25 protein-coding genes and 1 pseudogene are annotated in these 25,573 nt (G+C 44.6%); 10 read left to right on the plus strand and 16 right to left on the minus strand.

Translation table 11 applies throughout. The features are described from left to right. The first annotated feature begins 11 nt into the window (after positions 1-11). Complete coding sequence (locus tag NBH15_RS19650; RefSeq protein WP_128134247.1) at positions 12-2,504, plus strand: S9 family peptidase; 2,493 nt, start codon at positions 12-14, stop codon at positions 2,502-2,504. 76 nt (positions 2,505-2,580) lie between these two features. Here NBH15_RS19650 and NBH15_RS19655 read toward each other — a convergent pair whose 3' ends face one another. Next, a complete protein-coding gene (locus tag NBH15_RS19655; RefSeq protein WP_128134246.1) occupies positions 2,581-3,582 on the minus strand; it encodes a malate dehydrogenase in 1,002 nt (333 codons plus the stop codon). 182 nt (positions 3,583-3,764) lie between these two features. On the opposite strand from NBH15_RS19655, the gene NBH15_RS19660 reads away from it, so the two are divergent. Together NBH15_RS19660 and NBH15_RS19665 are read left to right on the plus strand one after the other, a co-directional pair. Continuing rightward, complete coding sequence (locus NBH15_RS19660; protein ID WP_244051069.1) at positions 3,765-5,579, plus strand: YgiQ family radical SAM protein; 1,815 nt, start codon at positions 3,765-3,767, stop codon at positions 5,577-5,579. Between the two features lie 75 nt (positions 5,580-5,654). Next, entirely contained in the window at positions 5,655-7,217 is a 1,563-nt protein-coding gene (locus NBH15_RS19665) for a TlpA disulfide reductase family protein (RefSeq protein WP_250823344.1), read from the plus strand. Between the two features lie 116 nt (positions 7,218-7,333). Here NBH15_RS19665 and NBH15_RS19670 read toward each other — a convergent pair whose 3' ends face one another. The 14 genes from NBH15_RS19670 to rpmB all read right to left on the minus strand — a co-directional run bounded on the left by NBH15_RS19670 (position 7,334) and on the right by rpmB (position 18,037). After that, complete coding sequence (locus NBH15_RS19670) at positions 7,334-7,714, minus strand: RidA family protein (RefSeq protein WP_122327662.1); 381 nt, start codon at positions 7,712-7,714, stop codon at positions 7,334-7,336. A 13-nt stretch (positions 7,715-7,727) separates the two neighbouring features. Then, a complete protein-coding gene (rlmB, locus tag NBH15_RS19675; protein WP_250823345.1) occupies positions 7,728-8,480 on the minus strand; it encodes a 23S rRNA (guanosine(2251)-2'-O)-methyltransferase RlmB in 753 nt (250 codons plus the stop codon). 55 nt (positions 8,481-8,535) lie between these two features. Next, on the minus strand, positions 8,536-8,961 hold the full coding sequence (locus NBH15_RS19680; protein WP_128134244.1) for a hypothetical protein: 426 nt from the start codon (positions 8,959-8,961) through the stop codon (positions 8,536-8,538). A 62-nt stretch (positions 8,962-9,023) separates the two neighbouring features. After that, a complete protein-coding gene (locus tag NBH15_RS19685; protein WP_250823346.1) occupies positions 9,024-9,371 on the minus strand; it encodes a DUF1622 domain-containing protein in 348 nt (115 codons plus the stop codon). A 58-nt stretch (positions 9,372-9,429) separates the two neighbouring features. After that, complete coding sequence (locus NBH15_RS19690; protein ID WP_250823347.1) at positions 9,430-10,191, minus strand: hypothetical protein; 762 nt, start codon at positions 10,189-10,191, stop codon at positions 9,430-9,432. A gap of 68 nt (positions 10,192-10,259) precedes the next feature. Then, positions 10,260-11,924, minus strand: coding sequence for a DNA repair protein RecN (gene recN, locus NBH15_RS19695; protein ID WP_250823348.1), 1,665 nt, complete (start codon positions 11,922-11,924; stop codon positions 10,260-10,262). Positions 11,925-11,933: 9 nt separating this feature from the next. After that, positions 11,934-12,848, minus strand: coding sequence for a type IX secretion system protein PorD (gene porD, locus NBH15_RS19700; protein WP_046147001.1), 915 nt, complete (start codon positions 12,846-12,848; stop codon positions 11,934-11,936). After that, positions 12,845-14,047, minus strand: coding sequence for a bifunctional phosphopantothenoylcysteine decarboxylase/phosphopantothenate--cysteine ligase CoaBC (gene coaBC / locus NBH15_RS19705; protein WP_250823372.1), 1,203 nt, complete (start codon positions 14,045-14,047; stop codon positions 12,845-12,847). The genes porD and coaBC overlap by 4 nt, the downstream gene beginning before the upstream one ends. A 113-nt stretch (positions 14,048-14,160) precedes the next feature. Continuing rightward, positions 14,161-15,312: an iron-containing alcohol dehydrogenase gene (locus NBH15_RS19710; RefSeq protein ID WP_128134241.1), complete on the minus strand. Its 1,152-nt coding sequence runs from the start codon at positions 15,310-15,312 to the stop codon at positions 14,161-14,163. Between the two features lie 4 nt (positions 15,313-15,316). Then, on the minus strand, positions 15,317-16,090 hold the full coding sequence (locus tag NBH15_RS19715; protein ID WP_007657182.1) for a 3'-5' exonuclease: 774 nt from the start codon (positions 16,088-16,090) through the stop codon (positions 15,317-15,319). A gap of 10 nt (positions 16,091-16,100) precedes the next feature. After that, positions 16,101-17,225: a DNA polymerase III subunit beta gene (gene dnaN / locus NBH15_RS19720; protein ID WP_007657184.1), complete on the minus strand. Its 1,125-nt coding sequence runs from the start codon at positions 17,223-17,225 to the stop codon at positions 16,101-16,103. A gap of 196 nt (positions 17,226-17,421) precedes the next feature. Continuing rightward, positions 17,422-17,574: a DUF4295 domain-containing protein gene (locus tag NBH15_RS19725; RefSeq protein ID WP_005638125.1), complete on the minus strand. Its 153-nt coding sequence runs from the start codon at positions 17,572-17,574 to the stop codon at positions 17,422-17,424. 16 nt (positions 17,575-17,590) lie between these two features. Beyond that, a complete protein-coding gene (rpmG, locus tag NBH15_RS19730; protein WP_007657199.1) occupies positions 17,591-17,779 on the minus strand; it encodes a 50S ribosomal protein L33 in 189 nt (62 codons plus the stop codon). 18 nt (positions 17,780-17,797) lie between these two features. Then, positions 17,798-18,037, minus strand: a complete 240-nt coding sequence (rpmB, locus tag NBH15_RS19735; RefSeq protein WP_005638129.1) for a 50S ribosomal protein L28 — start codon at positions 18,035-18,037, stop codon at positions 17,798-17,800. A 265-nt stretch (positions 18,038-18,302) separates the two neighbouring features. On the opposite strand from rpmB, the gene NBH15_RS19740 reads away from it, so the two are divergent. The 7 genes and pseudogenes from NBH15_RS19740 (at position 18,303) to NBH15_RS19765 (ending at position 25,105) form a co-directional block, all read left to right on the plus strand. Continuing rightward, positions 18,303-18,905: a nitroreductase family protein gene (locus NBH15_RS19740; RefSeq protein ID WP_010803279.1), complete on the plus strand. Its 603-nt coding sequence runs from the start codon at positions 18,303-18,305 to the stop codon at positions 18,903-18,905. Between the two features lie 15 nt (positions 18,906-18,920). Beyond that, positions 18,921-20,270, plus strand: coding sequence for a dihydrolipoyl dehydrogenase (gene lpdA / locus NBH15_RS19745; protein WP_128134240.1), 1,350 nt, complete (start codon positions 18,921-18,923; stop codon positions 20,268-20,270). Continuing rightward, positions 20,270-21,010, plus strand: a complete 741-nt coding sequence (locus tag NBH15_RS19750) for a lipoate--protein ligase family protein (RefSeq protein ID WP_250823349.1) — start codon at positions 20,270-20,272, stop codon at positions 21,008-21,010. The genes lpdA and NBH15_RS19750 overlap by 1 nt, the downstream gene beginning before the upstream one ends. 114 nt (positions 21,011-21,124) lie before the next feature. Further along, positions 21,125-21,629 (plus strand): annotated as a pseudogene (locus tag NBH15_RS29535) (biotin/lipoyl-containing protein); the annotation flags it as partial. Next, positions 21,617-22,495: a dihydrolipoamide acetyltransferase family protein gene (locus NBH15_RS29540; protein WP_443146951.1), complete on the plus strand. Its 879-nt coding sequence runs from the start codon at positions 21,617-21,619 to the stop codon at positions 22,493-22,495. The pseudogene NBH15_RS29535 and the gene NBH15_RS29540, both read left to right, overlap by 13 nt. 18 nt (positions 22,496-22,513) lie before the next feature. After that, a complete protein-coding gene (locus tag NBH15_RS19760) occupies positions 22,514-24,547 on the plus strand; it encodes an alpha-ketoacid dehydrogenase subunit alpha/beta (RefSeq protein ID WP_186960991.1) in 2,034 nt (677 codons plus the stop codon). A gap of 15 nt (positions 24,548-24,562) precedes the next feature. Next, the gene (locus NBH15_RS19765) at positions 24,563-25,105 is read left to right on the plus strand and encodes a flavodoxin (RefSeq protein ID WP_250823351.1); all 543 of its coding nucleotides are present in this window, start codon (positions 24,563-24,565) and stop codon (positions 25,103-25,105) included. Between the two features lie 10 nt (positions 25,106-25,115). Here the strand turns inward: NBH15_RS19765 and NBH15_RS19770 are convergent, their stop codons facing one another. Next, positions 25,116-25,556 carry a helix-turn-helix domain-containing protein gene (locus NBH15_RS19770; protein WP_250823352.1) on the minus strand — a complete coding sequence of 147 codons (441 nt, stop codon included), beginning with the start codon at positions 25,554-25,556 and terminating at the stop codon, positions 25,116-25,118. Positions 25,557-25,573 lie beyond the last annotated feature (17 nt).

Raw genomic sequence — 25,573 nt, forward strand, 5'->3', positions numbered from 1 at the left:
TACAAGATAACATGAATAAATGTACCTATTTACTTTCTGCATTACTTCTCTCCGCCTTTACTCTACAGGCAGCAGAAGATATAAAAGTGATGCAATTTCTGCATACCGGTCCTGTTCCGGTTAATAAACCGATCATGGCAGACAGCCTGAATGTAAACGGAAAACCTTTCGAGATCAAAAATCTGTTAAAATCGACAGTCCCTTTCGACAAAGCATTCGCCAACGCGACCATTCTGGATGCAGATACAGCTGGAATAATCAGTTTCCAGGCTCCGGAAAAAGGATATGCCCTGCATCTTTTCTCCTTTTATCTGAACAGTGACCGTTATACCAAAGGAACTTTAGAAGTTTCCGGCCCCGGTTCTTTCGATGTGTATATAAATAACAAACCGGTGAGTGCAACTTCTGAACTGACAATGGAACCGCACCGGTATGAAGTGGTTGTGAAATACCTGACAGCCGACAACGATACCTGTCCGCCTACATTAAAGGCAATCTATAAAAGTAAGGAAGAAGCGAAAGTCGTTGCTTCACTTAATCCGGATAAAAGATATACCTCACGGGATATTCTGGAAGGAACAAACTTTCGTGGCGTTAGCCTGTCTCCCAACGGCAAATATGTATTAGTGAAATATTATACACGCCTGGAAGGTGGAAAAAGCGAATCATACGCTCAATTGCGTGAAGCCGCCAGCGGACGCATCCTTTTGCAGGATAAAGGATTTATCATGAGTGCCAGCTGGATGCCGACCAGTAATAAAATGTATTTCACCCGTACCGGCATGAATGGAAAGGAACTGGTGACAGTCGATCCGGCCAACATGCAGGAAGAGATACTGGCAGATAACCTGCCGGAAGGTAGCTTCAACTTTACCCCGGATGAAAAGACACTCCTCTTCACCATACAGGAGGAAGGTCCGAAGGATGGCCCCGACATGCTCCGTATCCTCGAACCGAACGACCGTCTGCCGGGATTCCGTAACCGTTATTTCATTTGGCGCTACGATCTGCAATCCGGACTATACGAACAACTGACATTCGGACATAACAGTACATATATTAATGATGTCAGCCCGGATAGCCGTTACCTGTTGTTCAGTACCAGTGAAACGGATTATACATCTCTACCTCATTCCAGCAACTCGTTATACAAACTCGACTTGCAAACGATGGCAGTCGATACCCTTTGGGAACATGCCAAATATGTGAACGGCGGAACTTTCTCTCCCGACGGAAAACAATTACTGGTTAGCGGATCGGGAAATGCTTTCGGTGGAATCGGTTTAAATATCAGGGAAGGACAAATCTCAAATACATACGACGGCCAGTTATTCCTGTATGATCCGACTACCCGGAAAGCAACGGCACTAACCAAGGATTTCAATCCGAATGTAACTGGTGCACTCTGGAACAAATACGACGGTCAGATTTATATGATGACGGAAGACCAGGACTATCTGCGTATCTATACCTGTAATCCGGCAAACGGAAAAATCAAACAGATCAATACTTCTGAAGACGTCGTTTATAATTACTCATTGGCAGAAACAGCTCCGGTAATGTATTATTACGGACAAAGTACTTCAAACGCAAATCGTTTATACGCTTATGACTTGAAAAGTGGAAAGAACCGTCTGATCTACGACCTGTCTGCAGAAAAACTCAAAGACGTTAAACTTGGAGAAGTTCATGACTGGAACTTCACGGCAGAAGACGGAACAACCATACAGGGACGTTATTATCTGCCACCAAATTTCGATCCGGACAAAAAATACCCGATGATCATCTATTACTATGGAGGAACTTCGCCGACGAACCGTGCTTTGGAATTCAGCTACTCCATGCATATGTATGCCGCCCAGGGATATGTAGTCTATACGCTCAATCCCAGCGGAACAACCGGATTCGGACAAGAATTTGCTGCCCGCCACGTAAATGCCTGGGGAGAACCGACTGCCGATGAAATTATCCGCGGCACAGAATTGTTTTGTAAAGAACATTCCTTTGTAAACCCTAAAAAGATCGGTTGTGCAGGTGCCAGCTACGGAGGGTTTATGACACAATATCTGCAAACCCGCACCGATTTATTTGCTGCTGCTGTCAGCCATGCCGGTATCAGTGCACTGAGCAGTTATTGGGGAGAAGGATATTGGGGATATGGTTACTGTTCCGTAGCCAATACCGGAACTTATCCCTGGAATAACCCTGAGTTCTTCACTAAACACAGTCCGTTGTTCAACGCTGACAAGATCAAAACTCCGTTATTGCTGTTACATGGCAATGCCGATACAAATGTCCCGGTTGGCGAAAGTATCCAGATGTTCCTGGCATTGAAACTACTCGGCAAGACAGTGGAATTTATCCAGGTTGACGGAGAAAACCACGGTGTAGCTGATTACAAAAAACGCCTGGAATGGCAGAACACGATTTTTGCCTGGTTTGCCAAATGGCTAAAAGATGAACCGGAATGGTGGGATGCCCTGTATCCGGAAAGAACATTATAAATAAAATTACAAAGAAAGAAAGGGAGTGCCGATTAACGGTCGCTCCCTTCTTCGTATATAACATATAAGAAACGGCTTATTTCATGTGCGGATTCAATGTATGCCACAGATGGATTTCAGGAATAATACCCATGCTGATCACTTCATCACGCAGTTTACTCAGATGAACATAACTTTCTGCCAGTTCTGCATTTTCTTTCGGTGTTCCTTCTACTTCTTTATAGAAAATACCGTCTTTAGTGATTTCTGTTTCCATCGCCATCATGATATGGTCGAATTTACCGGAGTGAACATATGTTCCGGCAGGCCAGCGGAATGCTTCGCCACCCATAGCGGCACGGATCATTTCGATTGACAGGTAAGACGGACTCTGGAAAGAAGAACGACCGCGAAGTTCGATGATACGTTTTCCACCCTGTATAACTTTCACTTTCAGGTCTTCCCATTGTTCGTCTGTCAGTTCCGGAGTACCGATCAAATCCAATAACGGTTTACCGTCGACAGTTGCAGTAGAAGCAAAAACAGCCATCTGTTCGCCATGACCTCCATAAGTACGGCAACCTTTTACCAGGTTCTGACGGATTCCGAAATGCTGTGCCAAAGCTGTTTGCAGACGGGTGCTGTCAAGTGCAGCCAAAGTACTTACCTGGGAAGGTTTCAATCCGGAATACAGCAATGTGATCAATCCGGTAATATCGGCCGGATTAAAAATAACTACCACATGTTTTACGTCCGGACAATAAGCACGGAGATCCTTTCCGAACTGAGCAGCAATTTCAGCATTACCTTTCAATAAGTCCTCACGGGTCATACCGGCTTTACGGGCTGCACCACCGGATGAAACAACATATTTGGCACCTCTCAGCGCTTCGCTGATATCGGATGTATAGGTTATGTTTGCATATTCAAATCCGGACTGGAACATTTCTTCTGCAACACCTTCCAAAGCCGGAGCAAAAGGGTCGTAAAGACAAATATTAGAAGTTAACCCCATCATTAAAGCTGTCTGGGCCATGTTTGAACCGATCATACCTGCTGCACCTACGATAGTGAGCTTTTCGTCTGTTAATGCTTTCATACTGTATTATTTTTTAATAATTATGTTTATTAAGAGAACACATATCTTATTGATAATGTTTACCGTTTCGCCTATATTTTTCTTTTCGGTTACAAAGGTAAAACATCCTTTCCTTATATGCCAATCATTAAAATCTATCCACTATAAGCTAAAGTTATAGCTCAAATTCCTACCTTTGCAACATGAAAACATTCAGACCGGAAGCATGGTTGCCCACCACCAAGAAAGAAGTTGAAGCGCGTGGATGGGATTATATAGATGTAATTCTTTTCAGTGGGGATGCCTATGTGGATCATCCTTCGTTTGGTGCTGCCGTTATCGGACGTACCTTGGAAGCCTTGGGGCTTCGGGTGGCTATTGTTCCGCAGCCGGACTGGCGCGGAGATTATCGTGATTTTAAAAAACTGGGCATTCCCCGCCTCTTCTTCGGAGTCTCACCCGGAGCAATGGATTCGATGATCAATCATTATACGGCCAATAAACGGTTACGTAGCGATGATGCCTATACTCCGGATCGCCGGGCAGGAATGCGCCCGGATTATCCCAGCATTGTCTATACCAAAATACTGAAAGAGCTTTATCCCGACGTACCGGTCGTACTCGGTGGAATCGAGGCTTCTTTACGCAGGCTGTCTCATTATGATTACTGGCAGGACAGGTTACGACCAGGTATCCTGATCGACAGTCCGGCAGATCTCCTGATCTATGGAATGGGAGAACTACCCATAAATGAATTAGTTACCCGCCTGAAGGCCGGAGAATCTTTTAATTCATTAAAAGATATTCGCCAAACAGTTTATCTGACAGGAAAGGAAGAGATAAAGCCCGATGACATCGTGCTTTTCTCACATGAAGAGTGTCTTCGCGATAAATTAAAACAGGCCAAAAACTTCCGTCATATCGAAGAAGAATCGAACAAATATAATGCATCGCGTATTCTCCAGCAGGTTGGAAAGCAGACTATTGTAGTGAATCCTCCTTTCCCTCCTATGACGGAAGCCGAAGTCGATGCTTCGTTCGATCTACCTTACACCCGCTTGCCGCATCCCAAATATAAGGGAAAAGTCATACCGGCATTCGAGATGATCAAGTTTTCAGTAAATATGCACCGGGGATGCTTTGGTGGCTGTGCATTCTGTACAATCTCCGCCCACCAGGGAAAGTTCATCGCTTCCCGGAGCAAAGAGTCTATCCTGAAAGAAGTAAAGGCTATCACGGAAATGCCAGATTTCAAAGGATACCTGAGTGATTTGGGAGGTCCTTCCGCCAATATGTACCGGATGAAAGGTAAAGATCAGAGTATTTGCGCCAAATGTAAAAAACCGTCCTGCATCTCTCCTGCCATCTGTAAGAATCTGAATGCGGACCATACTCCGTTGCTGGACATTTATAAAGCAGTGGACAGTATGCCACAGATCAAACGCTCATTTATCGGTAGCGGCGTACGTTATGATCTGCTGTTACACCGTTACGACGATGAAATCGTGAATAAGTCGGCTCAGAACTACACGGAAGAGTTGATCGCCCGGCATGTATCGGGCCGTCTGAAAGTGGCTCCCGAACATACGGAAGACAATGTTCTGAAAATGATGCGCAAACCTTCTTTCGATCAATTCGGACAATTCAAAAGAATATTCGACCGTATCAACAAACAGCAGGGACTTAACCAACAATTAATTCCATACTTCATTTCCAGCCATCCCGGCTGTACGGAAGAAGATATGGCAAAACTGGCTATCGAGACCAAGAAACTGCATTTCCAACTGGAACAGGTACAGGACTTCACTCCTACACCCATGACACTGGCTACGGAGATATATTACACAGGTTATCATCCTTATACATTAGAAAAAGTATATACAGCCCGTACAAAAGAACAGAAACTGGCACAACGGCAATTCTTCTTCTGGTATAAACCGGAATTTCGCAGGCAGATAACCCAGGCATTACAAAAAATAGGGAAAAAAGACCTGCTTACTAAATTATTCGGCCGGTAAACAATAATATTTCACCTATCCTGCTTGTTAATTACGAAAAAATCGTAATATTGCATTTACTTAATTCATATAAATATGGTAAAAGCACTTTTAGCAGGTATATCGCTTATATTCGTTATATCTGCACAAGCACAAAACGAATTCACGATAAAAGGCAAAATCTCCGGACTGGAGGACAGTACCCAGATTGTCCTTTATCGTAGTGACGGACAAGTCATGAGCCAGATCGCTCAGGATACGGTCATCAATGAATGTTTTACCTTCAAAGGTGAAACCGTCGACAATGCTCCCGAAGCATTAATGGTCTCCAGCCATGACAAAGGGTTTCCAAACACCTGGCTCGATGTATGGGTGGCTCCCGGCAAAGAGACAACCGTTACCGGTAATAATAAACTTATCAGGACATGGAATGTATCGGCCGATATCCAGGAACAGCAGGATTTAAACCGGTATGCCGACGCTTGCCGGGAAGAATGCAATAAAGAACAGGAAATCTATATACAGTTAATGGATTTGTTCTCCAAAGGAAGGACGGGCAATCCTTCCGAAGAAGAAAAGAATGCGATCAGGAATGAAATGAAAGAACTTCAGAAAAAAACGGATTCATTACGACTGATCTCCTCCCAAAAAGAAATCGAAATAATGCAGCAAACTCCTAAAGGAACAGTCTGGATGGATAAATTGCTTGGCCAATGCAAGCAAAGTAAATACATGGAAAACTATCCTTATAAGGAAGATTTGATTGCTTTATACAACAAGTTATCCGATAATGAGAAAAACTCTCAGGCTGGTAAGGAAATCACGGTATGTCTTTATCCTCCCGTTACAGTGAAAGAAGGCGATGAAATGGCGGATACCGACCTCTACGACCTGCAAGGCAATATTCATCATCTGGCCGACTATAAAGGTAAATATCTCCTGGTCGATTTTTGGAGCCGCGGTTGTGGTCCTTGTATGATGGCTTTGCCGGAAATGAAAGAAATATCCGAAACCTGGAAAGACAAAGTAACTGTCATTAGTCTGAGCACAGACACAGAAAAAGGATGGAAAGAGATTTCTAAAACGAAAGACATGTCATGGGTAAACCTGAATGATTTTGGAGGAATGAGCGGACTGGCAGCTAAATATAATGTAAGAGGAATACCTCATTACGTCATTATCTCACCGGAAGGAATCATTCTGCATAGCTGGAGCGGATACGGAAAAGGATTACTTAAACGTAAGCTTAACAAATGGGTAAACAAATCAGACCGTATTATGTCTGTGAAAAAGGAAGGAAACACGACCATTGTTGATTTTCCTATCGAAAAATCAAGCAATACGGAAACTGTAGAGATCAACAGAATAGAGTTGACCGGTTCTGAAACGATTTTCCATATGAAAGCCTTTAACTCTCCCGGATACTGGGTAAGTATCGGTAAGGACACTTTCCTGAAAACAGAAGACGGTACTCATTATCCGCTAACATCAGCAGACGGCATCACACCGGACGAACGCTTCACAATGCCGGAATCAGGTGAGTACTCTTTTAAGTTGCACTTCCCCGCTTTGCCGGCCGGAACAAAAACAGTCGATTTCATCGAAGGTGATTGCGATTCCTGTTTCAAAATAGTAGGTTTGTCACTGACTCAAGAATAAAGATACGGGCTTGTCTGAAAAAAATAAGGGACTTTTGAAATGTTAAGACAGGACTTTTAAAAACGAAAGTCCTGACTTTTAACTTCAAAAGTCCCTTATTTTTTTGACAGTGATTATCAAGCCTTTACAGCGATCACTTCAATCTCTACCAAACCATTCTTCGGCAAAGTCTTTACAGCAACAGCCGAACGTGCCGGAAAAGCACCTTCAAACTGAGAGGCGTATACTTCGTTCATCGCTCCGAAATCACCCATATCAGCAAGAAATACAGTCGTTTTGACTACGTCGCTGATATCAAGACCGGCTTCTGCCAGAATAGCCTTCACATTCTTGAAAGCCTGAGCTGTCTGTTCCTTTACAGCTCCTTCTACGAAATTACCGGTTGCCGGATCGATACCCAGCTGTCCGGAAGCGAAAAGCATATTTCCTACTTGTATGGCCTGGCTGTAAGGACCGATGGCGGCCGGTGCATTTGTTGTTGCAATAACTTTTTTCATTGTGTTTATCTTTTTAGTTGTTTTGTTCTTCATTCATACGCTGGCGGACAACCTCATAAATCAGGATGGAGCTGGCTACCGAGACGTTCAGGGAACCGATCGTTCCAAACTGCGGTATTTTCACCATGCTGTCGCAGATTCGCAGGTTATCCATAGAAACTCCTTTATCCTCTGCTCCCATTACGATAGCAACCGGACCGTCATATTTGATAGAAGTATAGTTCTCGTAAGCTTTTTCGCTGGCTGCATATACCTTGACACCGCTTGCTTGTAAAAAGCGGATGGATTCTTCAATGCTTTTCTCTTTACAAACAGGCAATACATGCAACGCTCCGGCAGATGTTTTGATGGCATCCGCATTCACCGTCACGCTTCCTTTGGCCGGAATAACAATGGCATCCACACCGGCACATTCGCAGGTACGGGCAATTGCCCCGAAATTACGGACATCGGTTATACCGTCCAAAAGTACGATGAAAGGATTCTTTCCCTGTTCATAAACGAAAGGAATAATATCTTCCAGACGCTGATAAGTAACAGCTGGAATAAAGGCGATCACTCCCTGATGATTCTTCCGGGTCAGGCGGTCAAGACGTTCGCCCGGTACACGCTGTACAGGAATATCACGTCCTTTCAGCACCTCGAACAATTCACGGGAAAGTTCTCCCTGCAACTCGCGCTTAACAAGTATTTTATCTATTTCCTTATCGGCCTGAATAGCCTCGATTACGGCACGTATGCCGAACACCATTTCGTTTTCCTTCATCAAATATATATTAACTGTATGTTCTCTTTTAAATACGAATGCAAATATACAAACATTATTTACTGTTTCGCCATTCCTTCACGCCTTGAATAAGAAATAATACTCCTGTTATGATCAGTGCAGATGACAAACCTGTATAAAAAACGGAAATAAAAGAGTCCGGCAATATACGGGAATGACGGATTCCCACTCCTAAAGTGATCATAAAAAACATTACAATCCAACCTTTGGCATCAAAGAAAGAAAAAGGACAATTCTTTTCTCCTTTTTGGGCAATACGACGGCTATGCTTTCTGAACAAACGTAAAAACACAAAATTAAGGAATAACAGAAACACAATAACTGCTTCTCCTACCTTTAACACCGAGTAATGGGCATCATGCATCCACGTAAGAATTCCGATCCGGAGAATATTGACTCCGGCTATAATCCATACGCAACCTGCTATAAATAATAATATCCGCTTATTGACTCTGAACATCCGTCTACTTTTACTGAAATGCAAAAGTACGATTTTTAACGACATATCCTAATCCTGACAGTTCATGAGGCCTCCTTTTCACTATCCAACTCCTTGATCTCCTTATTCAGAAAAACGGAAAGGATGGTCCTTAAAACAACAATACCGCCAAGGATAGCCAGTTCGTCCAAACTGGGCTCCAAGACGGTTTTAAGAATATCTGAAGCGATCAGCAACTCCAATCCCAATAATAAATAAGTACCTAATTCCGCTCGCAGCCGACGGATATTGATTGTTGAATATTGTCCGGTAAATCGCTTGAGTTCGTTTCCGAGAAAAGAGATAAAAGCGACCAGTGCCCCGTAAGTAACGATCAGCAGGCTTACCACGCTGATAACCGTAGCCAGAATATTTAGAAAATGCGTGAACATGAGTTTATTCTTTATACTAGGAACAAACTCATGTTCCGGAAAGTTCAATCAGTAATTTTCAGCTTCTGCAGTAAACTTCAGAGCGTTTACTTTCCTGCCGTTTATTGTCTTTTTCCTTTTTATCCTTTTCTTTTCTGTCTTTGTCTTTCCTGTCTCTATCACGGTCGCGGTCTCTCCGGTTGTCCGGTCTTTTGTCCTTATCGTAGCGATCATTTCCCGGTCTGGACGGTTTATTGAAATGCTGGTTATTATTGGGACGATTATGATTGTCCGGACGCCACTGTCCGTTATCATGATGACCGGGACGATCATATTTACCCCGATACCACTTGCCGTCATCAAAACGCCCATTCCATCGTCCGTTTGAATATTCCCATTGATTATGCCAGTAATGATCTTCATAACGCCAGCAAATATCGGAGGGACGATAATTCGGATAGTGGGGGTTATTATACCATCCCTGATAATCATGGATACGCTGCGGACGTTCGCGAACAAAACGAACATACAGACGGAACTGCGAAGGGGAAAGAACTCGTTGTAACTTACGGTCACGTTCCATACGCAGATTAAATATCTTCTTGGCAGACTGGTCCCAATAGCGGTAATGCTTACGGGCTTCCTTTTCTATTCTCTGACCGTACTTATGTACGATATTATGATAATCGGCAGCTTGTCTTCCATTCAGACGCATGGCCTGTTCCATCCAGAGACAACTCTGGCAATGTGGCTCATTCCAACCAAAACTGATCCAAAACTGAGCTTGTCCCGGCAAACTGCACAATAAAATCAACAAACATATAAAGCTAATCCGTTTCATGACTGTTCATTTTTAGTTAGTAATTACATCTATGACCGTTCTGAGAAGAAAAGGTTTAACAGACATAATCAACGTTTGGTTTTCAATAACTCTTTTGCATTGGCTATCGAAGCACCGGTTAGTGACGCACCGCTCAACATGCGGGCAACTTCTTTAACACGTTCTTCTTTATTCAATTTCTTAATGCGGGTTATCGTACGTTCCGTTGTATCTTCCTTATAGACAAAGAAATGATCTTTACCTTTCGCAGCAATCTGTGGCAAATGAGTAATGGTTATTACTTGCATCTTTGTACCCAGATCCTGCATAATATCCCCCATTTTATCGGCGATATCACCGGAAACTCCTGTATCCACTTCATCAAAAATAATAGCGGGAAGAGCTGTGAAGCCGGCAATCATTGCCTTGATGCATAACATAAGACGGGATATTTCACCACCGGAAGCAGTTTGGGCAACCGGTTGCAGTTCGCCACTCTTATTGGCAGAGAAAAGGAAACGAATATCGTCCATTCCATCGCTTTCCGGCTCCGGACGAGCCACAAAGTCTACGGCAAACCTCACATTCGGCATCCCCAGCGGAATAACCATTTTTACCAGTTGAGAGGCAATAGCTTTGGAAGCGATCTTACGTTGCTCACTCAAAACAGCAGCCTGCTGAAGTAACTCCTGATATGATATTTCCAACTGGGCTTTTATCCCCTCGATCTGCTCGTCGAAAGAGTCTATATCATGTAGCTGTTCCGTATATTTATCCTGAATGGCAATCAATTCTTCCACAGTCGGAACCCGGTGTTTCTGTTCCAATGTGTACAAAGTGTTCAGGCGTTCGTTCACCCATTCGAGACGTTCAGGATTGAACTCGACATCTTCTTTGAGAACATCGGTTTCTGAGGCCAGATCGTTCAGATCAATATAGGCAGAACGCAGACGTTCGGCAATCTCCCTGGCTTTCGGATAAAACCTTTCCAACGAATCGGCGGTCGAAAGGGCCTCTTTGATAAGCTGCACGCTTCCCTGTTCTTCGCCGTTCAGCAATTCGGTTATTTTATATAAGGATCCTTTAATATCTTCAGCATGCGACAATGTCTCCAATTCCTGCTCCAGTTCTTCCTGTTCACCGGCGACCAGATGGGCATCCGTCAGTTGTTCCAGTTGAAAACGGATATAATCTTCTTCCTGCCGGTTCTGATCAGCCTTCTCCGTCAAATCTTTCAACTCCCGTTTCAAAGAGAGATAACGCTGGTATTCTTTACGATACAGGATCAGAAGGATTTCGTTTTCCGCCATTACATCGATTACCTTCATCTGGAAACGGTTATCTCCGAGCAACAGGTTCTGATGTTGCGAATGAATATCGATCAGTCGGCTTCCCAGTTCCTTCATGACGGTAAGCGGCACAGGTGAATCGTTGACGAAAGCACGCGACTTGCCGGATGCAAACAGTTCCCTGCGAAGAATACATATTTCCGGATCATACTCCAGATCATTCACATGAAAAAATTCTTCCAATTGATATTTGGAAACATCAAATGTTGCTTCGATCACACATTTATCCGAACCGTTCTTGATACTTTTCCCGTCGGCCCGTTGGCCCAATACCAACGACAAAGCTCCTAAAATAATAGACTTCCCGGCTCCCGTTTCACCAGTTATCACCGAAAAGCCGTTATCAAACTGAATATCCAGACTATCTATTAAGACAAAATTCTGTATGAATAAAGATCTCAGCATAATTCTCTTTTACTTTTTAAGTGGCTCCAAACGAGTTGTCATTGCCGGATACAGGTTGGAAAGCATTTTGTATCCTTCCTGCTTTTCGGTCGTTGTCGCTTTGGAATATATGGCAACAACTTCATCCAATTTGGAATCGGCAAACATTTGTAACAGGACAGATGTCGGACGGGTTTTCTTCAATTCCTCCAATGTCGGCAATAAAGACAAGATCGTAGTACGTCCGCGATCCACATTAGCAGCCATTTCATCGAGTCCTTTCCGGTGGTAATTGTACCACATGTCACGATATCCTTCCGAAGCATTTTCATTCAATGCTGTTGCTATTGCATGTCGGTTACGGTCACTGTCAAAGGCTTTCCAACCGTTCCACGACATTTGAGACTGTGCCAAAGTGACAACCTGTTGCGCTTGTTGGAAAAAAGCTGTTCCGCCTCTAGGTGAAAAGCTATCGAAATCGAGTCCCAGAATCGTATATAAATAGAAAACAACAGTAGCGATCAGGTTACTGTTTAACGTATTCTCCGTATATTCCAACTGTTCGAACTCTGTGTAATCAAAGTCTAATTGTGTATCACGGAAATTCAGCAAAGTCGTTACATAACTTGAGTTGTACACCGGACGACTAGCCTGAATCTGCAATTCAGCCTTATAACTGTTATCGGTAGCCTCGTTGATAATGATATTAAAAGTACAGTCAATCCGTTCGTTGATACCAAAGGTTGCATCCGTCCATTTCCGGGTATTGATAAACTGAGTCAAAGCGTCCTGCAAAGTAGTATATACCTGCTTATTAGTCCCCTGGATCTTATCACTGTTGATTTTGACCTGGGCATTAAACTCGTTTGCTCTATCTTGCGCATAACCGATAAAGGATGTAGTTCCCAACAGGAACAGGAATAACAGTCTTTTAATCATTTTCATTTCAATAATGTTGCCAACTTGTTTACGATATCAACAGCTACCCCTTGTTTTGATTTCAACGGATAACCGGTTGTTTCTCCCTGACGGTCGATAATGGATATCTTATTGGTATCGCAACGGAAACCAGCGCCTGCGTCACGAAGCGAATTCAACACGATGAAATCGAGATTTTTCCGCTTCAGTTTACTTTCGGCATTCGTTGCTTCGTTGTTTGTCTCCAAAGCAAAACCAACCAAAACCTGTCCTTCCCGTTTGATTGCCCCTAAAGAGGCAGCAATATCTTTGTTCGGAATCAGGTGAAGCATCATTTCCCCTTTGCTTTCGCGTTTGATCTTTTCGTCTGCCTGTATCTCCGGACGATAATCGGCTACAGCCGCACATAATATACCGGCATCCGCTCCGGGAAAAGCCGTCATGGCCGCCTGATACATTTCTTCGGCAGATTCCACATCAATCCGTTGTATATTCGGATGCGTGGTCGTCAACGATACCGGGCCGGCTATCAATGTAACTTCGGCCCCTTGCTGTGCACAGGCCTCTGCCAGTGCAAATCCCATCTTCCCGGAAGAATAGTTACCTATAAAACGTACGGGATCAATCTTTTCGTACGTCGGACCGGCTGTTATTACAATCTTTTTTTTTTCAAGGACGGTGCGGGAAGCGAAAAACTCTTCCAGAACTACTATAATCTTGTCTGGTTCCTCCATCCTGCCTTTACCTACCAGATGGCTCGCCAATTCACCTTCAGCTGGTTCGATGATATGGTTTCCGAATGAACGGAGACGGTCCAGATTCTGTTGTGTAGAAGGATGGGCAAACATATCCAGGTCCATTGCCGGAGCGATGAAAACGGGCGCTTTGCAAGACAGGTAAGTTGTCACCAACATGTTATCGGCTATTCCGTTAGCCATCTTGCCGATTGTCGACGCTGTTGCCGGAGCAATCAGCATGGCATCTGCCCACAGCCCCAAATCGACATGACTGTGCCATGAACCGTCGCGGTTAGAGAAAAACTCACTGATAACGGGATTACTACTTAAGGCAGAGAGTGTTATCGGTGTAATAAATTCTTTCCCTGCGGGTGTTATTACAACCTGTACCTCGGCACCTTTCTTTACCAATGCACGGATAATATAAGCAGCTTTATAAGCAGCTATACTTCCTGTAATTCCTAATATGATATGTTTACCTTTCAGCATCATTCTTATTCATTCAAATAAATATTCATCCGAAAGGGATTTTAGTTTCATCCGGAAGAAATTTGGTTTTCTCCCGGATGGAATTAATTTTCCTCCCGGATGTATCTTTTTCCTTATAAACGCAACAACAGGATATCGCGCGTTACCTTACTGTCAATATTGTGATGTTCACCCAGATGCCAGCCTTGTCTATCCACCGGAGCAGCCAATGCATCCAGGTCGTTTTCTGTAATGCCACATTCACTCAAACGGGTCTTCAACCCCATCCGGCGGAAGAAATCTTCGCAGGCCGTGATTGTTCGACGGGCACGTTCTTCTTCCGTTCCGCCGGTTATACCGAAAACCACTTCACCCATACGGGCCAGTTTTACCTGTTTCTCCTTAAACATATATGTCATAACGCCCGGCAAAAGTATTGCCAACGTCTGTGCATGGTCCAGGCCGAATTGGGCAGTCAGTGCATATCCCATACGGTGAGACGACCAATCCTGAGGAACCCCTTGTCCGATCCATACGTTCAAAGCATTGGTAGCTGCCCACATCAGATTGGCACGGATATCATAATCATGCGGATTATCCAACACCTTGAGCCCCTCCTCATAAATCACTTTCATCAGTCCCTCGGAGAAAGCATCCTGTACCTTGGCATTAACCGGATAAGTAAGATATTGTTCTACGACATGAATAAATGAGTCGACAACACCATTGGCAACCTGTCTCGCCGGTAATGAATAAGTTACTTCCGGATCAAGTATTGCAAACTGCGGAAATACCAACGGAGATGCAAAATTCAGTTTCTCACGGGTTTCGGCGCGTGAAATAACAGAACGCTCGTTCATTTCGGAACCGGTAGCCGATAATGTCAATACGACACCCAGTGGCAATGCCTTCTTAATCACACCGCCTTTGGATAAAATATCCCAGGGTTCGCCTTCATAATAATAAGCTGCGGCAATGAACTTGGTGGCATCGATAACCGAACCGCCTCCTACTGCCAGCAGAAAATCAATATTTTTCTTTTTAACGACATCAACGGCCTTCATGCAGGTTTCATAATGCGGATTGGCTTCGATTCCTGAAAATTCAGTTACTTCAAAACCATTCAATGCATTTGTCACCTGGTCATAGATTCCGTTTTTCTTAATACTTCCGCCTCCATAGACCATTAACACTCTACTTCCGGCAGGAATCAAGGCGGATAAACGTGCAATTGTACCTTTCCCGAATACAACTCTTACAGGATTAGCAAACTCAAAATTATTCATTGCGTTATTTCGAATTAAAACCTCTCAATTTGATTTCGGTAAGAATCTTCTTCGTATTCAGCGGGAAGTCTCCATTCATAATCCAGGAATAATATCCGGGGTCTGTTTTCAGAACTTCTTCCACCAACTTTCCTTTGTATTTACCAAAGTTAATGACTTCTTTGCCATCTTCATTGTAGATCATGCGGCCGGCAAAATCAACATTGTTGGTAAAACTGGAATATTTGGATAAGAAGTCAATATCATTCTGCAAATCGTCCGGATAACGGTCTAACTGAGCTTTCAGAATCTCATAAGTCGCCATTGTATCGGCCTCTGCCGTGTGAGCATTTTCGAGGCTTTTGTCACAATAAAACTTATAGGCTGCAGATAATGTACGTTGCTCCATCTTATGAAAAATGGTCTGCACATCGACAAATTTACGTTTGTTCAAATCAATATCTACTCCGGCACGAAGGAATTCTTCTGCCAGTAGAGGGATATCAAAACGGTTGGAGTTATATCCGGCCAGGTCACAGCCTTCAATCTGTGCTGCCAGCGATTTGGCTATTTCTTTAAAGGTCGGGCAATCTTTTACATCTTCGTCCGTAATACCATGAATCGCTGTCGACTCCGGTGGAATGGGCATTTCCGGATTGATCCGTCTCGTCTTTGATTCTTCCTTGCCGTTAGGGTGAACTTTTACAAAAGAGATTTCAACGATACGGTCTTTTACTATATTTATACCCGTAGTCTCCAAGTCGAAAAAGACTATCGGGTTTTTCAGGTTTAATTGCATTTCTTATTTATTAGTCATTCAACATCATTGGCATAAGCAGCATCAGCTGGTCCTCATTCTCTTCGTTTTCAGCAGGAACAATTAAGCCGGCACGTGAGGGATCTGCCAATTCGAGAATTACTTCTTCCGAATTGATGTTACTTAATATTTCAATAAGGTAAGTTGCCTTGAAACCGATGTTCAATTCTGTTCCGTCAAACTGGCAAACAATCTTTTCTTCAGCAGAAGTGGAGAAGTCGATATCCTGTGCGGAAACCACCATTTCACTTTCCTTCAACTGCAATTTAACCAGGCTGCTTGCCGGATTAGAGAAAACAGATACACGTTTCAATGCATTCAGGAAAGAGATGCGGTCGATAGTAACCTTAAACGGATTTTCCTGTGGAATAACGCTGTTATAATTCGGATAACGACCTTCGATCAGACGACAAACCATTTCAAAGTTCGCACAGTTCACATAAGCATTGTTATCGTCAAACTTGATATTAACCATTTCTGTTTCCTTACCCAGCAGGTTCTTCAATAGGTTAGCCGGCTTTTTAGGCAAAATGAAAGAAGCCCTTTCCGGTGATTTCACTGAAAGGTTACGCAAACGAACCAGCTTATGTCCGTCTGATGCGACAAACGTCAAATCGTCTGTATGGATATCAAAATAGATACCGTTCATCACCGGACGAAGTTCGTCGTCGGCAGTTGCAAAAAGCGAGCGGCTGATGCCGTTCAGCAACATTTGTGAATCCACAATGATTGCAATTGCATTATCATTCAACGGCTTTTGGAGCGGATAAGTATCCCCTTTCTGTCCGATAAAATTATATTTACCGTTCTGGAAATGGATAAAGATTTCCAGGTTTTCGTCATTGATATCAAAAGTAAGCGGTTGTTCCGGCAGTTCCTTCAACGGATCGAGCAGGATCTTGGCAGAAACAGCGAAAAGTCCGGTACCTTTTGAATTCATCACCTCAACAGAAGTAACCAGACGTGTTTCAGCATCCGAAGCTGTTATAGTCAGTTTATTACCATCAAGGTCGAACAGGAAACTGTCGAGGATCGGTAAAGAGTTCTTAGACGCAATAACTTTGCTGATAGACTGCAAACGGGATAACAGCGCAGTGCTGGATACATCAAATCTCATGGTTCTTAATTGTTTATATTATTAATTTTATTATTTGACAATATAGTCAGGGCATATCGCAAACGCCCATACAAAAGTAAAAAAATATTTGATTAGTGAGGCAATCTTTATATGTTCTTTTCAGCAGAAAGGAAAGAACAAAAAAAGAGGCCCTTCATATCGAAGAACCTCTTTTCTATATCTTTATTAGGAAAGATTATTTCGCGAAATAATCTTTTACAGCTTCATTAGGAATCATTTCTTCCTGGAAGATGTAAGCACCAGTCTTCGGAGACTTAACCATCTTAATTACTTTTGAGTAAGTACGACCGTCACCTTTCTTAAATGTTGCAACTGCTTTTTTTGCCATCGTTTAAAATCTCCTATTACTTAATTTCTTTGTGTAAAGTCATCTTCTTCAGGATCGGGTTGTATTTCATCAACTCCAATCTCTGAGTAGTATTTTTTCTATTCTTAGTAGTAATATATCTGGATGTACCCGGCATACCACTTTCTTTGTGTTCAGTACATTCCATGATTACCTGAACTCTGTTACCTTTTGCTTTCTTTGCCATTTCTTATTTTCCTCCAAATTAAGCGTTTAAATAACCTTTTTCAGCTGCTTTTTTAATTGCTGCATCTAAGCCCAGCTTATTGATAGTACGCAAGCCTGCGGCTGAAATATTCAGGCTAACCCAACAATCCTGTTCTACCCAGTAGAACTTTTTAGTAAACAGGTTAACATCAAACTTACGTTTCGTTCTTCTCTTAGAGTGAGAAACGTTGTTGCCAACCATTGCTTTCTTTCCGGTAATTTGACAAATTTTAGACATTGCTATCTTCTTTTTTTATTAACGCAATAAATTAATTACAACTCCTGCTATCTGTCTTCCCTTTCCGAACTAGCATCATGATCAGAACGAAGATTCTAATAGAGTTTCTCTCTTTACAGGGCGCAAAGGTAAAAATTATTTTTGATTATTCCACACAAAACGCCAATAAATTTCACTTATAAATACATACAGACTTCCGTACAACAAAAATACAACTTTATTGGTTTTAGTAATAATAATAAACATAAATACTTACGTAAAAATTATGACTAGAAACTTTAAGGAAGCAGTAGAACACAGGAGAACCTACTATAACATCACCAACAGCTCTCCTATTTCGGACCATGAGATTAAAGAACTCATCGCATTCGCAGTGAAAAACGTACCTTCTGCTTTCAATTCGCAGTCGACACGAATCGTTCTTCTTTTGGGCAAAAATCATAAGAAGTTCTGGGACATCACCAAAGAAGCATTGAAAGCTATCGTTCCGGCAGAAGCTTTTGAAAAGACACTTGCCAAAATAAATACCAGCTTCGATTGCGGATATGGCACCGTCTTGTTCTTTGAAGATATGGAGGTGGTTGAAAATTTGCAGAAAGCATTTCCCAGCTACAAGGATAATTTCCCTGTCTGGTCGCAACAGACTTCTGCCATGCACCAGTTCGCTATCTGGACGATGCTGGAAGATGCCGGTTTAGGTGCTTCCCTTCAACATTACAATCCTTTAATCGATGAAAAGGTGCAAAATGAATGGAAACTCAATCCGAACTGGAAGCTTATCGCACAAATGCCGTTCGGAACACCGACCCAAAAGCCGGGTGAAAAAGAATTCAATCCCATCCAGGAACGTTTCTTTACTTTTGAATAATTTAATTTGCAGGTTATGAAATATGACATAGCCATTATCGGAGGAGGACCGGCCGGCTATACAGCTGGTGAACGGGCCGCCGAAAATGGATTAAAAACAATCCTCTTTGAGAAGAATGCCATTGGCGGGGTTTGCCTGAACGAAGGGTGTATCCCGACTAAGACATTATTATATTCAGCCAAAATACTGGATAATATAAAGAGTGCCGCCAAATACGGAATCCAGGCAGACAATGCCCCAGGCTTCGACTTGGGCAAAATTATCGCACGTAAAAACAAGACCGTCAAAAAACTGACACTGGGTGTCAAAGTCAAGCTGAACGGCAACGGCGTGACAATCATACAGGGAGAAGCTGTAATCCGGGGAGAGGAAGACGGATATATATTGATTCAGTGCGGCGAGGAAGTTTTTGCGGTAAAGAATATTTTGCTCTGTACCGGTTCGGAAACCGTCATTCCACCGATAAAAGGATTGTCGGAGATTGCTTACTGGACTTCGAAAGAAGCACTGGATGTGAAAGAACTTCCCCGGTCGATTGCTATTATCGGCGGCGGAGTAATCGGAATCGAATTCGCCTCTTTCTTCAACAGCATGGGAGTTAAAGTGAAGATTATCGAGATGATGCCCGAGATACTCGGTGCGATGGATAAGGAGATATCTGCAATGCTGCGGTCCGAATATACCAAAAAGGGCGTCGAATTCTTTCTTGAAACTAAAGTCATCGAAGTCACCCCCGATAGCGTGATTGTGGAAAAGGACGGAAAGACTGAGACAATCGAGGCCAACAAGATACTGGTCAGTGTCGGGCGAAAAGCCAACACGAAAAACCTGGGCATCGAAACACTGGGCATCGAACTTCTCCGAAACGGCATAAAGGTAAATGAATACATGCAAACCTCCCACCCTAACGTCTATGCCTGTGGGGACATCACCGGTTTTTCCATGCTGGCCCATACTGCATACCGGGAAGCGGAAGTTGCCATCAACCACTTACTGGGACACGATGACCGGATGAGCTATAAGGCTGTCCCGGCCGTGGTCTACACCAACCCGGAAGTTGCCAGCGTAGGAAAGACGGAAGAGGAATTACAGGCTGCCGGTATTATATATAATGTAGTAAAGATACCGATGACCTACTCCGGACGCTTTATGGCCGAAAACGAATCGTTCGCCGGACTGTGCAAACTAATAACGGATACCGACGACCGTATTATCGGTTGCCATCTTCTGGGAAATCCGGCTTCCGAAATCATTATTGCCGCCGGCATAGCCATCGGGAACGGCTTTACCACCGAAGAATTCAAAAAGAACATCTTCCCCCACCCGACAGTCGGGGAAGTCATCCACGAAAGCTTATATTTATAATGCTTTGCATTCATAACACCCATACAGACGCCTGGTTCAATCTTGCCGCAGAAGAATACCTCTTAAAGAATTTCTCAGAAGATATCTTCATGTTGTGGCAGAATGAACCGGCTGTCGTTATCGGCAAATACCAGAATATCCGGGCAGAAACGGATATCGAATATGCCCGGCAAAAACGAATCAGGCTGGCACGCCGTTATTCCGGTGGCGGTGCCGTTTATCACGATATGGGAAACCTGAATCTTACTTTCATCGAAAACAGCAATCAGATACGTTCTTCCGTATTCACCGAAAGTATTATCCGCTTTCTGGAACATTACGGACTACATGCCCGTTCCGATGAAAGGCAGGGGCTGACAATCGACGGCCTGAAAATTTCCGGCAGCGCGCAAGCTATCCATAAACGGAGAATGCTGCATCATGCCACGCTCCTTTTCTCCACAGACTTGGAGATACTCGACCGGGCCCTCCAGCCTTCTCCCGAATATACCGGCGGGGAAGTTACGACACATCCTTATTACGTTCCATCAGTAAAAAGTCCGGTAACCAACCTGTCAGACAAGCTGCCTATCCCCGTTTCCATCGACGAATTCAAACTGTCTTTGTCCGATTATTTCTCCAACGAAAACACCTCTTGCGACCGATACGAATTCACCTGCCACGACCTGGAAGAAATCCGGTTGTTAAGGAATAAAAAATATGCTGACGTAAACTGGATTTTCAATACTTACACCCTGTAATATAGAACTTTCACCCACCCTTCCTTGTTCCATTATAACAATAGAATAAACCCGGACACGTCCGTTTGATTTATTCATCCGGCGGTAAACAAAAAGATAAAAGTTAATTATATTATGGCTACATTTGAAATAAAAATGCCCAAACTGGGCGAAAGCATTACAGAAGGAACGATTATCTCCTGGTCTGTAAAAACCGGCGACTCTATCAATGAGGACGACGTACTCTTTGAAGTAAGCACAGCCAAAGTCAGCGCGGAAATCCCCTCTCCCGTTGCCGGGAAAGTCCTTGAAATATTATTCCAGGAAGGCGACACCGTTGCGGTAGGCACAACCGTTGCCATCATCGGACTCGAAGGCTCGGAAGATGATACGGATAATGATACAGCCGGTCATACGACCATTCCCGAAAAAGAATCTGCTGAAACACCGGCAAATAACAAGAACATTCCTTCCGCCGCTCCCGTCCCTAAAGCACAGGCCGCCAAAGAAGACGAAAGATGGTATTCACCCGTCGTACTTCAGATGGCCCGCGACGCTAATCTGTCGCAGGATGAACTGGACCGGATTCCCGGAACCGGCTATATGGGGCGCCTGAGTAAAAAAGACATGAAAGATTATCTCTCGGGAAAGAAAGGTGCGACAATGATAACGCAATCCCAACCAGCCTCACAGACTGTAACTGAAAGTAAACCGGCTCCGGCTTCACAGGCCAAACCGGCACAGACAAGTCCGGCATCTTCCGCTCCCGCTTCACAAGTAATATCTTCCGCCCCGGTATCAGCCGGCAGCGAAGACAAGGTAATGGAAATGGACCGTGTAGGCAAGATTATCGCCGACCATATGGTTATGTCGAAGAACGTATCGCCCCATGTGACAACTGTCGTGGAAGTAGATGTCACCAAACTGGTTCAATGGCGCTCACGCAACAAGGAGGCATTCCGGAAACGGGAAGGCATCAGCCTGACCTATATGCCGGCCATTACGGAGGCAACAGCAAAAGCCTTGTCCGAATTTCCTCAGGTAAACGCCTCCGTCAACGGCTACCAAATCATTCTGAAGAAACATATCAATGTAGGAATCGCAGTCTCGCTGGATGACGGGAATCTGATTGTCCCGGTTGTTCGCGACGCCGACAAGCTGAACCTGAACGGCCTGGCTGTCGCCATAGACACTCTGGCAAACAAGGCACGCGACAACAAACTCGCGCCGGACGACATTCAGGGAGGCACTTTCACAATCACGAACTTCGGAACATTCAAGAACCTGTTCGCTACACCAATCATCAACCAGCCCCAGGTTGCTATCCTGGGAGTCGGTTATATAGAGAAAAAGCCGGCGGTCATCGAAACACCGGAAGGCGACACCATCGGAATCCGGCATAAAATGTACCTGTCCCTGTCATACGACCACCGTCTTATCAACGGTGCTCTGGGAGGTGCTTTTCTCCGCCGCATTGCCGATTATCTGGAAAACTGGAGTCTTTAATAATTAAATCAATTAAACATGAAAAAGTACGATATAAAAAATACGGATAAAGAAACACTGCAAAAGTGGTTCTATCTGATGACACTCGGCCGGGCTCTCGACGAAAAGGCCCCTGCCTACCTGCTGCAATCGCTAGGCTGGTCGTATCATGCTCCCTACGCCGGACATGATGGGATTCAGCTTGCGGTCGGGCAGGTTTTCAAAAAGGGAGAAGATTTCCTGTTCCCTTATTACCGGGACATGCTCACCGTTCTATCGGCAGGAATGACTCCCGAAGAAATTATACTCAACGGCATCTCCAAGGCGACCGACCTGACAGGCGGAGGCCGCCACATGTCCAACCATTTTGCAAAAACAGAATGGAACATCGAAAATATATCCTCCGCAACCGGTACACATGATTTGCATGCTGCCGGCGTCGGGCGTGCCATGGTTTACTACGGGCACAAGGGGGTTGCCATCACTTCCCACGGTGAATCGGCCACTTCCGAAGGCTTCGTCTATGAAGCAATCAACGGCGCCAGCACTGAACGCCTGCCGGTCATTTTCGTTATTCAGGATAACGGATATGGCATTTCTGTCCCGAAAGAAGACCAGACCGCCAACCGCAAGGTTGCCGACAACTTCTCGGGGTTCAAGAACCTGAAGATTATCCATTGCAACGGCAAAGACGTCTTCGACTCCATGAATGCCATGACGGAGGCCAAAGAGTATGCCCTCAACCGTACGCCGGTCATCGTACAGGCCAACTGCGTACGTATCGGTTCGCATTCGAACTCGGACAAACATACGTTATACCGCGATGAAAACGAGCTGAATTATGTAAAGGCGGCAGACCCTCTGTATAAGTTCCGCCGCATGCTTCTCCGATATAAACGTTTCACCGAAGAAGAGTTAAAGGAGATAGAAGACAAAGCAAAGAAAGACCTGTCCGCAGCCAACCGGAAAGCGCTTGCCGCTCCCGACCCTGATCCTGCCACGGTTACCGATTTTGTCTTGCCCGAACCTTATATTCCCCGGAAGTATACAGATGGCATACCACACGATGAAAAGGGAGAAAAAGAAACATTGGTCACCGCCATCAACAAGACGCTGAAAGCGGAGTTCCGGTACAATCCGGACACGTTCATCTGGGGGCAGGATATTGCCAATAAAGAAAAAGGCGGCGTCTTCAACATCTCGAAAGGGATGCAGCAGGAGTTTGGCGACGCCCGCGTCTTCAACGCTCCGATTGCCGAAGACTATATCGTCGGCACGGCCAACGGCATGTGCCGTTTCGACCCTAAAATACATGTCGTGATAGAAGGTGCCGAATTTGCCGATTATTTCTGGCCGGCAGTCGAACAGTATGTGGAATGTACCCATGAATACTGGAGAAGCTACGGACAGTTCACGCCCAACATCACGCTCCGTCTGGCTTCGGGCGGATACATCGGCGGCGGCCTGTATCATTCGCAAACGATAGAAGGGGCACTGACGACCTTGCCAGGTGCACGAATCGTTTACCCTTCATTTGCCGATGATGCCGCCGGCCTGCTCCGGACAAGCATGCGTTCGAAAGGGTTTACCCTCTTCCTCGAACCGAAAGCTTTATATAATGCGGTGGAAGCCTCGGCCGTGGTACCCGATGACTTCGAGGTTCCTTTCGGCAAAGCACGCATCCGCCGCCCGGGAGACGACATGAGCATTATCACTTACGGCAATACCACGCATCTCTGCCTGAACGTTGCCGAACGGTTACAACGGGAACATAACCGGAATGTCGAAGTTATCGACCTCCGCTCCCTGATACCGTTAGATAAAGAGACTATTTTCGAATCTGTCAAGAAGACAAGCAAAGTCCTGATTGTGCATGAAGACAAGGTCTTCTCCGGTTTCGGGGCGGAAATTGCCAGTATGATTGGTGCCGAACTGTTCCAATACCTCGATGCTCCGATACAGCGCGTCGGCTCCCTCTTCACCCCCGTCGGATTCAACCCGATACTCGAAAAGGCAATCCTGCCGAATGAAGAGAAGATTTATAAGGCGGCTAAAGAATTGTTGGATTACTAAAAAAGCAAACGAATAATGAAAAAAATAGGATTATTTTACGGAACTGCGACAGCTAAGACTGCTGCTGTCGCCCAAAAGATAAAGGAAGCGTTCGGAGGAGATATCGTCGATATCATTCCTGTCGAACAATCCGATGAAAAGGAGTTTAATGCATATGATTATATTATCGCAGGCTCTTCCACCTGGTTCGACGGAGAATTGCCGACCTACTGGGACGAGACGCTCCCCGAACTTACCGGTCTCAACCTGACCGGCAAGAAAGTCGCCCTCTTCGGATTGGGAGACCAGAAGAAGTATCCGGATAATTTCGCCGATGGAATCGGCATTTTAGCAAAAGCCTTCACCGACCGGGGAGCCACCCTGGTTGGAAGAACGTCGTCGGAAGGATACCATTTCAACCGATCCGGTGCACTGCAAAACGGGCAATTCCTCGGATTGATACTGGACATAGAGAACCAGTCCGATAAAACCGATGAAAGAGTCCGGAAATGGGTCGGACAGCTAAAAACCGAGTTTGAGAAGGGTGCCCCTTCTTCCGACGAAGAATTTAACTGCTGATCGTTCCTCGTCAAGAAGTACGATAGTTCCACCGCCAATCTTCCGGCGACATCTTAAAGCGTCGCCGGAAAACCCGGAACAGACCGCTGGGACTATAACCACAACGCTGTGCCACCGCCCGTATTTCAGATTTACTATGCGCCAGCATGTATTTGGCCATCTCCAGCGAATAGTCTTCAATGAATTGCGCGACCGACGTACCGGCCAGCACTTTTATCGCACCATTTAAATCGGAGACGCTCACTTCAAGTTCCTTGGCATAATACTCCACTGGAAGCGCCCCTCCGGCATGAAGCAACGGCATCAGATGGTCGATAAACGTATTGCCGCTCGGACGATAACCGGGAACAATAACAGGAAGGCCCATCCAGCGCTCTTCTTCGGTTGCCGGACGAGGGTCGATGCTTACAAACAGTTTGGTGACTGATATGGTAGGAAATTTATGGCTCATGTGTTGTTCTTTTAAAG

It is taken from the genome of Parabacteroides caeci, from assembly GCF_023656795.1.
Lineage (GTDB): Bacteria > Bacteroidota > Bacteroidia > Bacteroidales > Tannerellaceae > Parabacteroides > Parabacteroides segnis.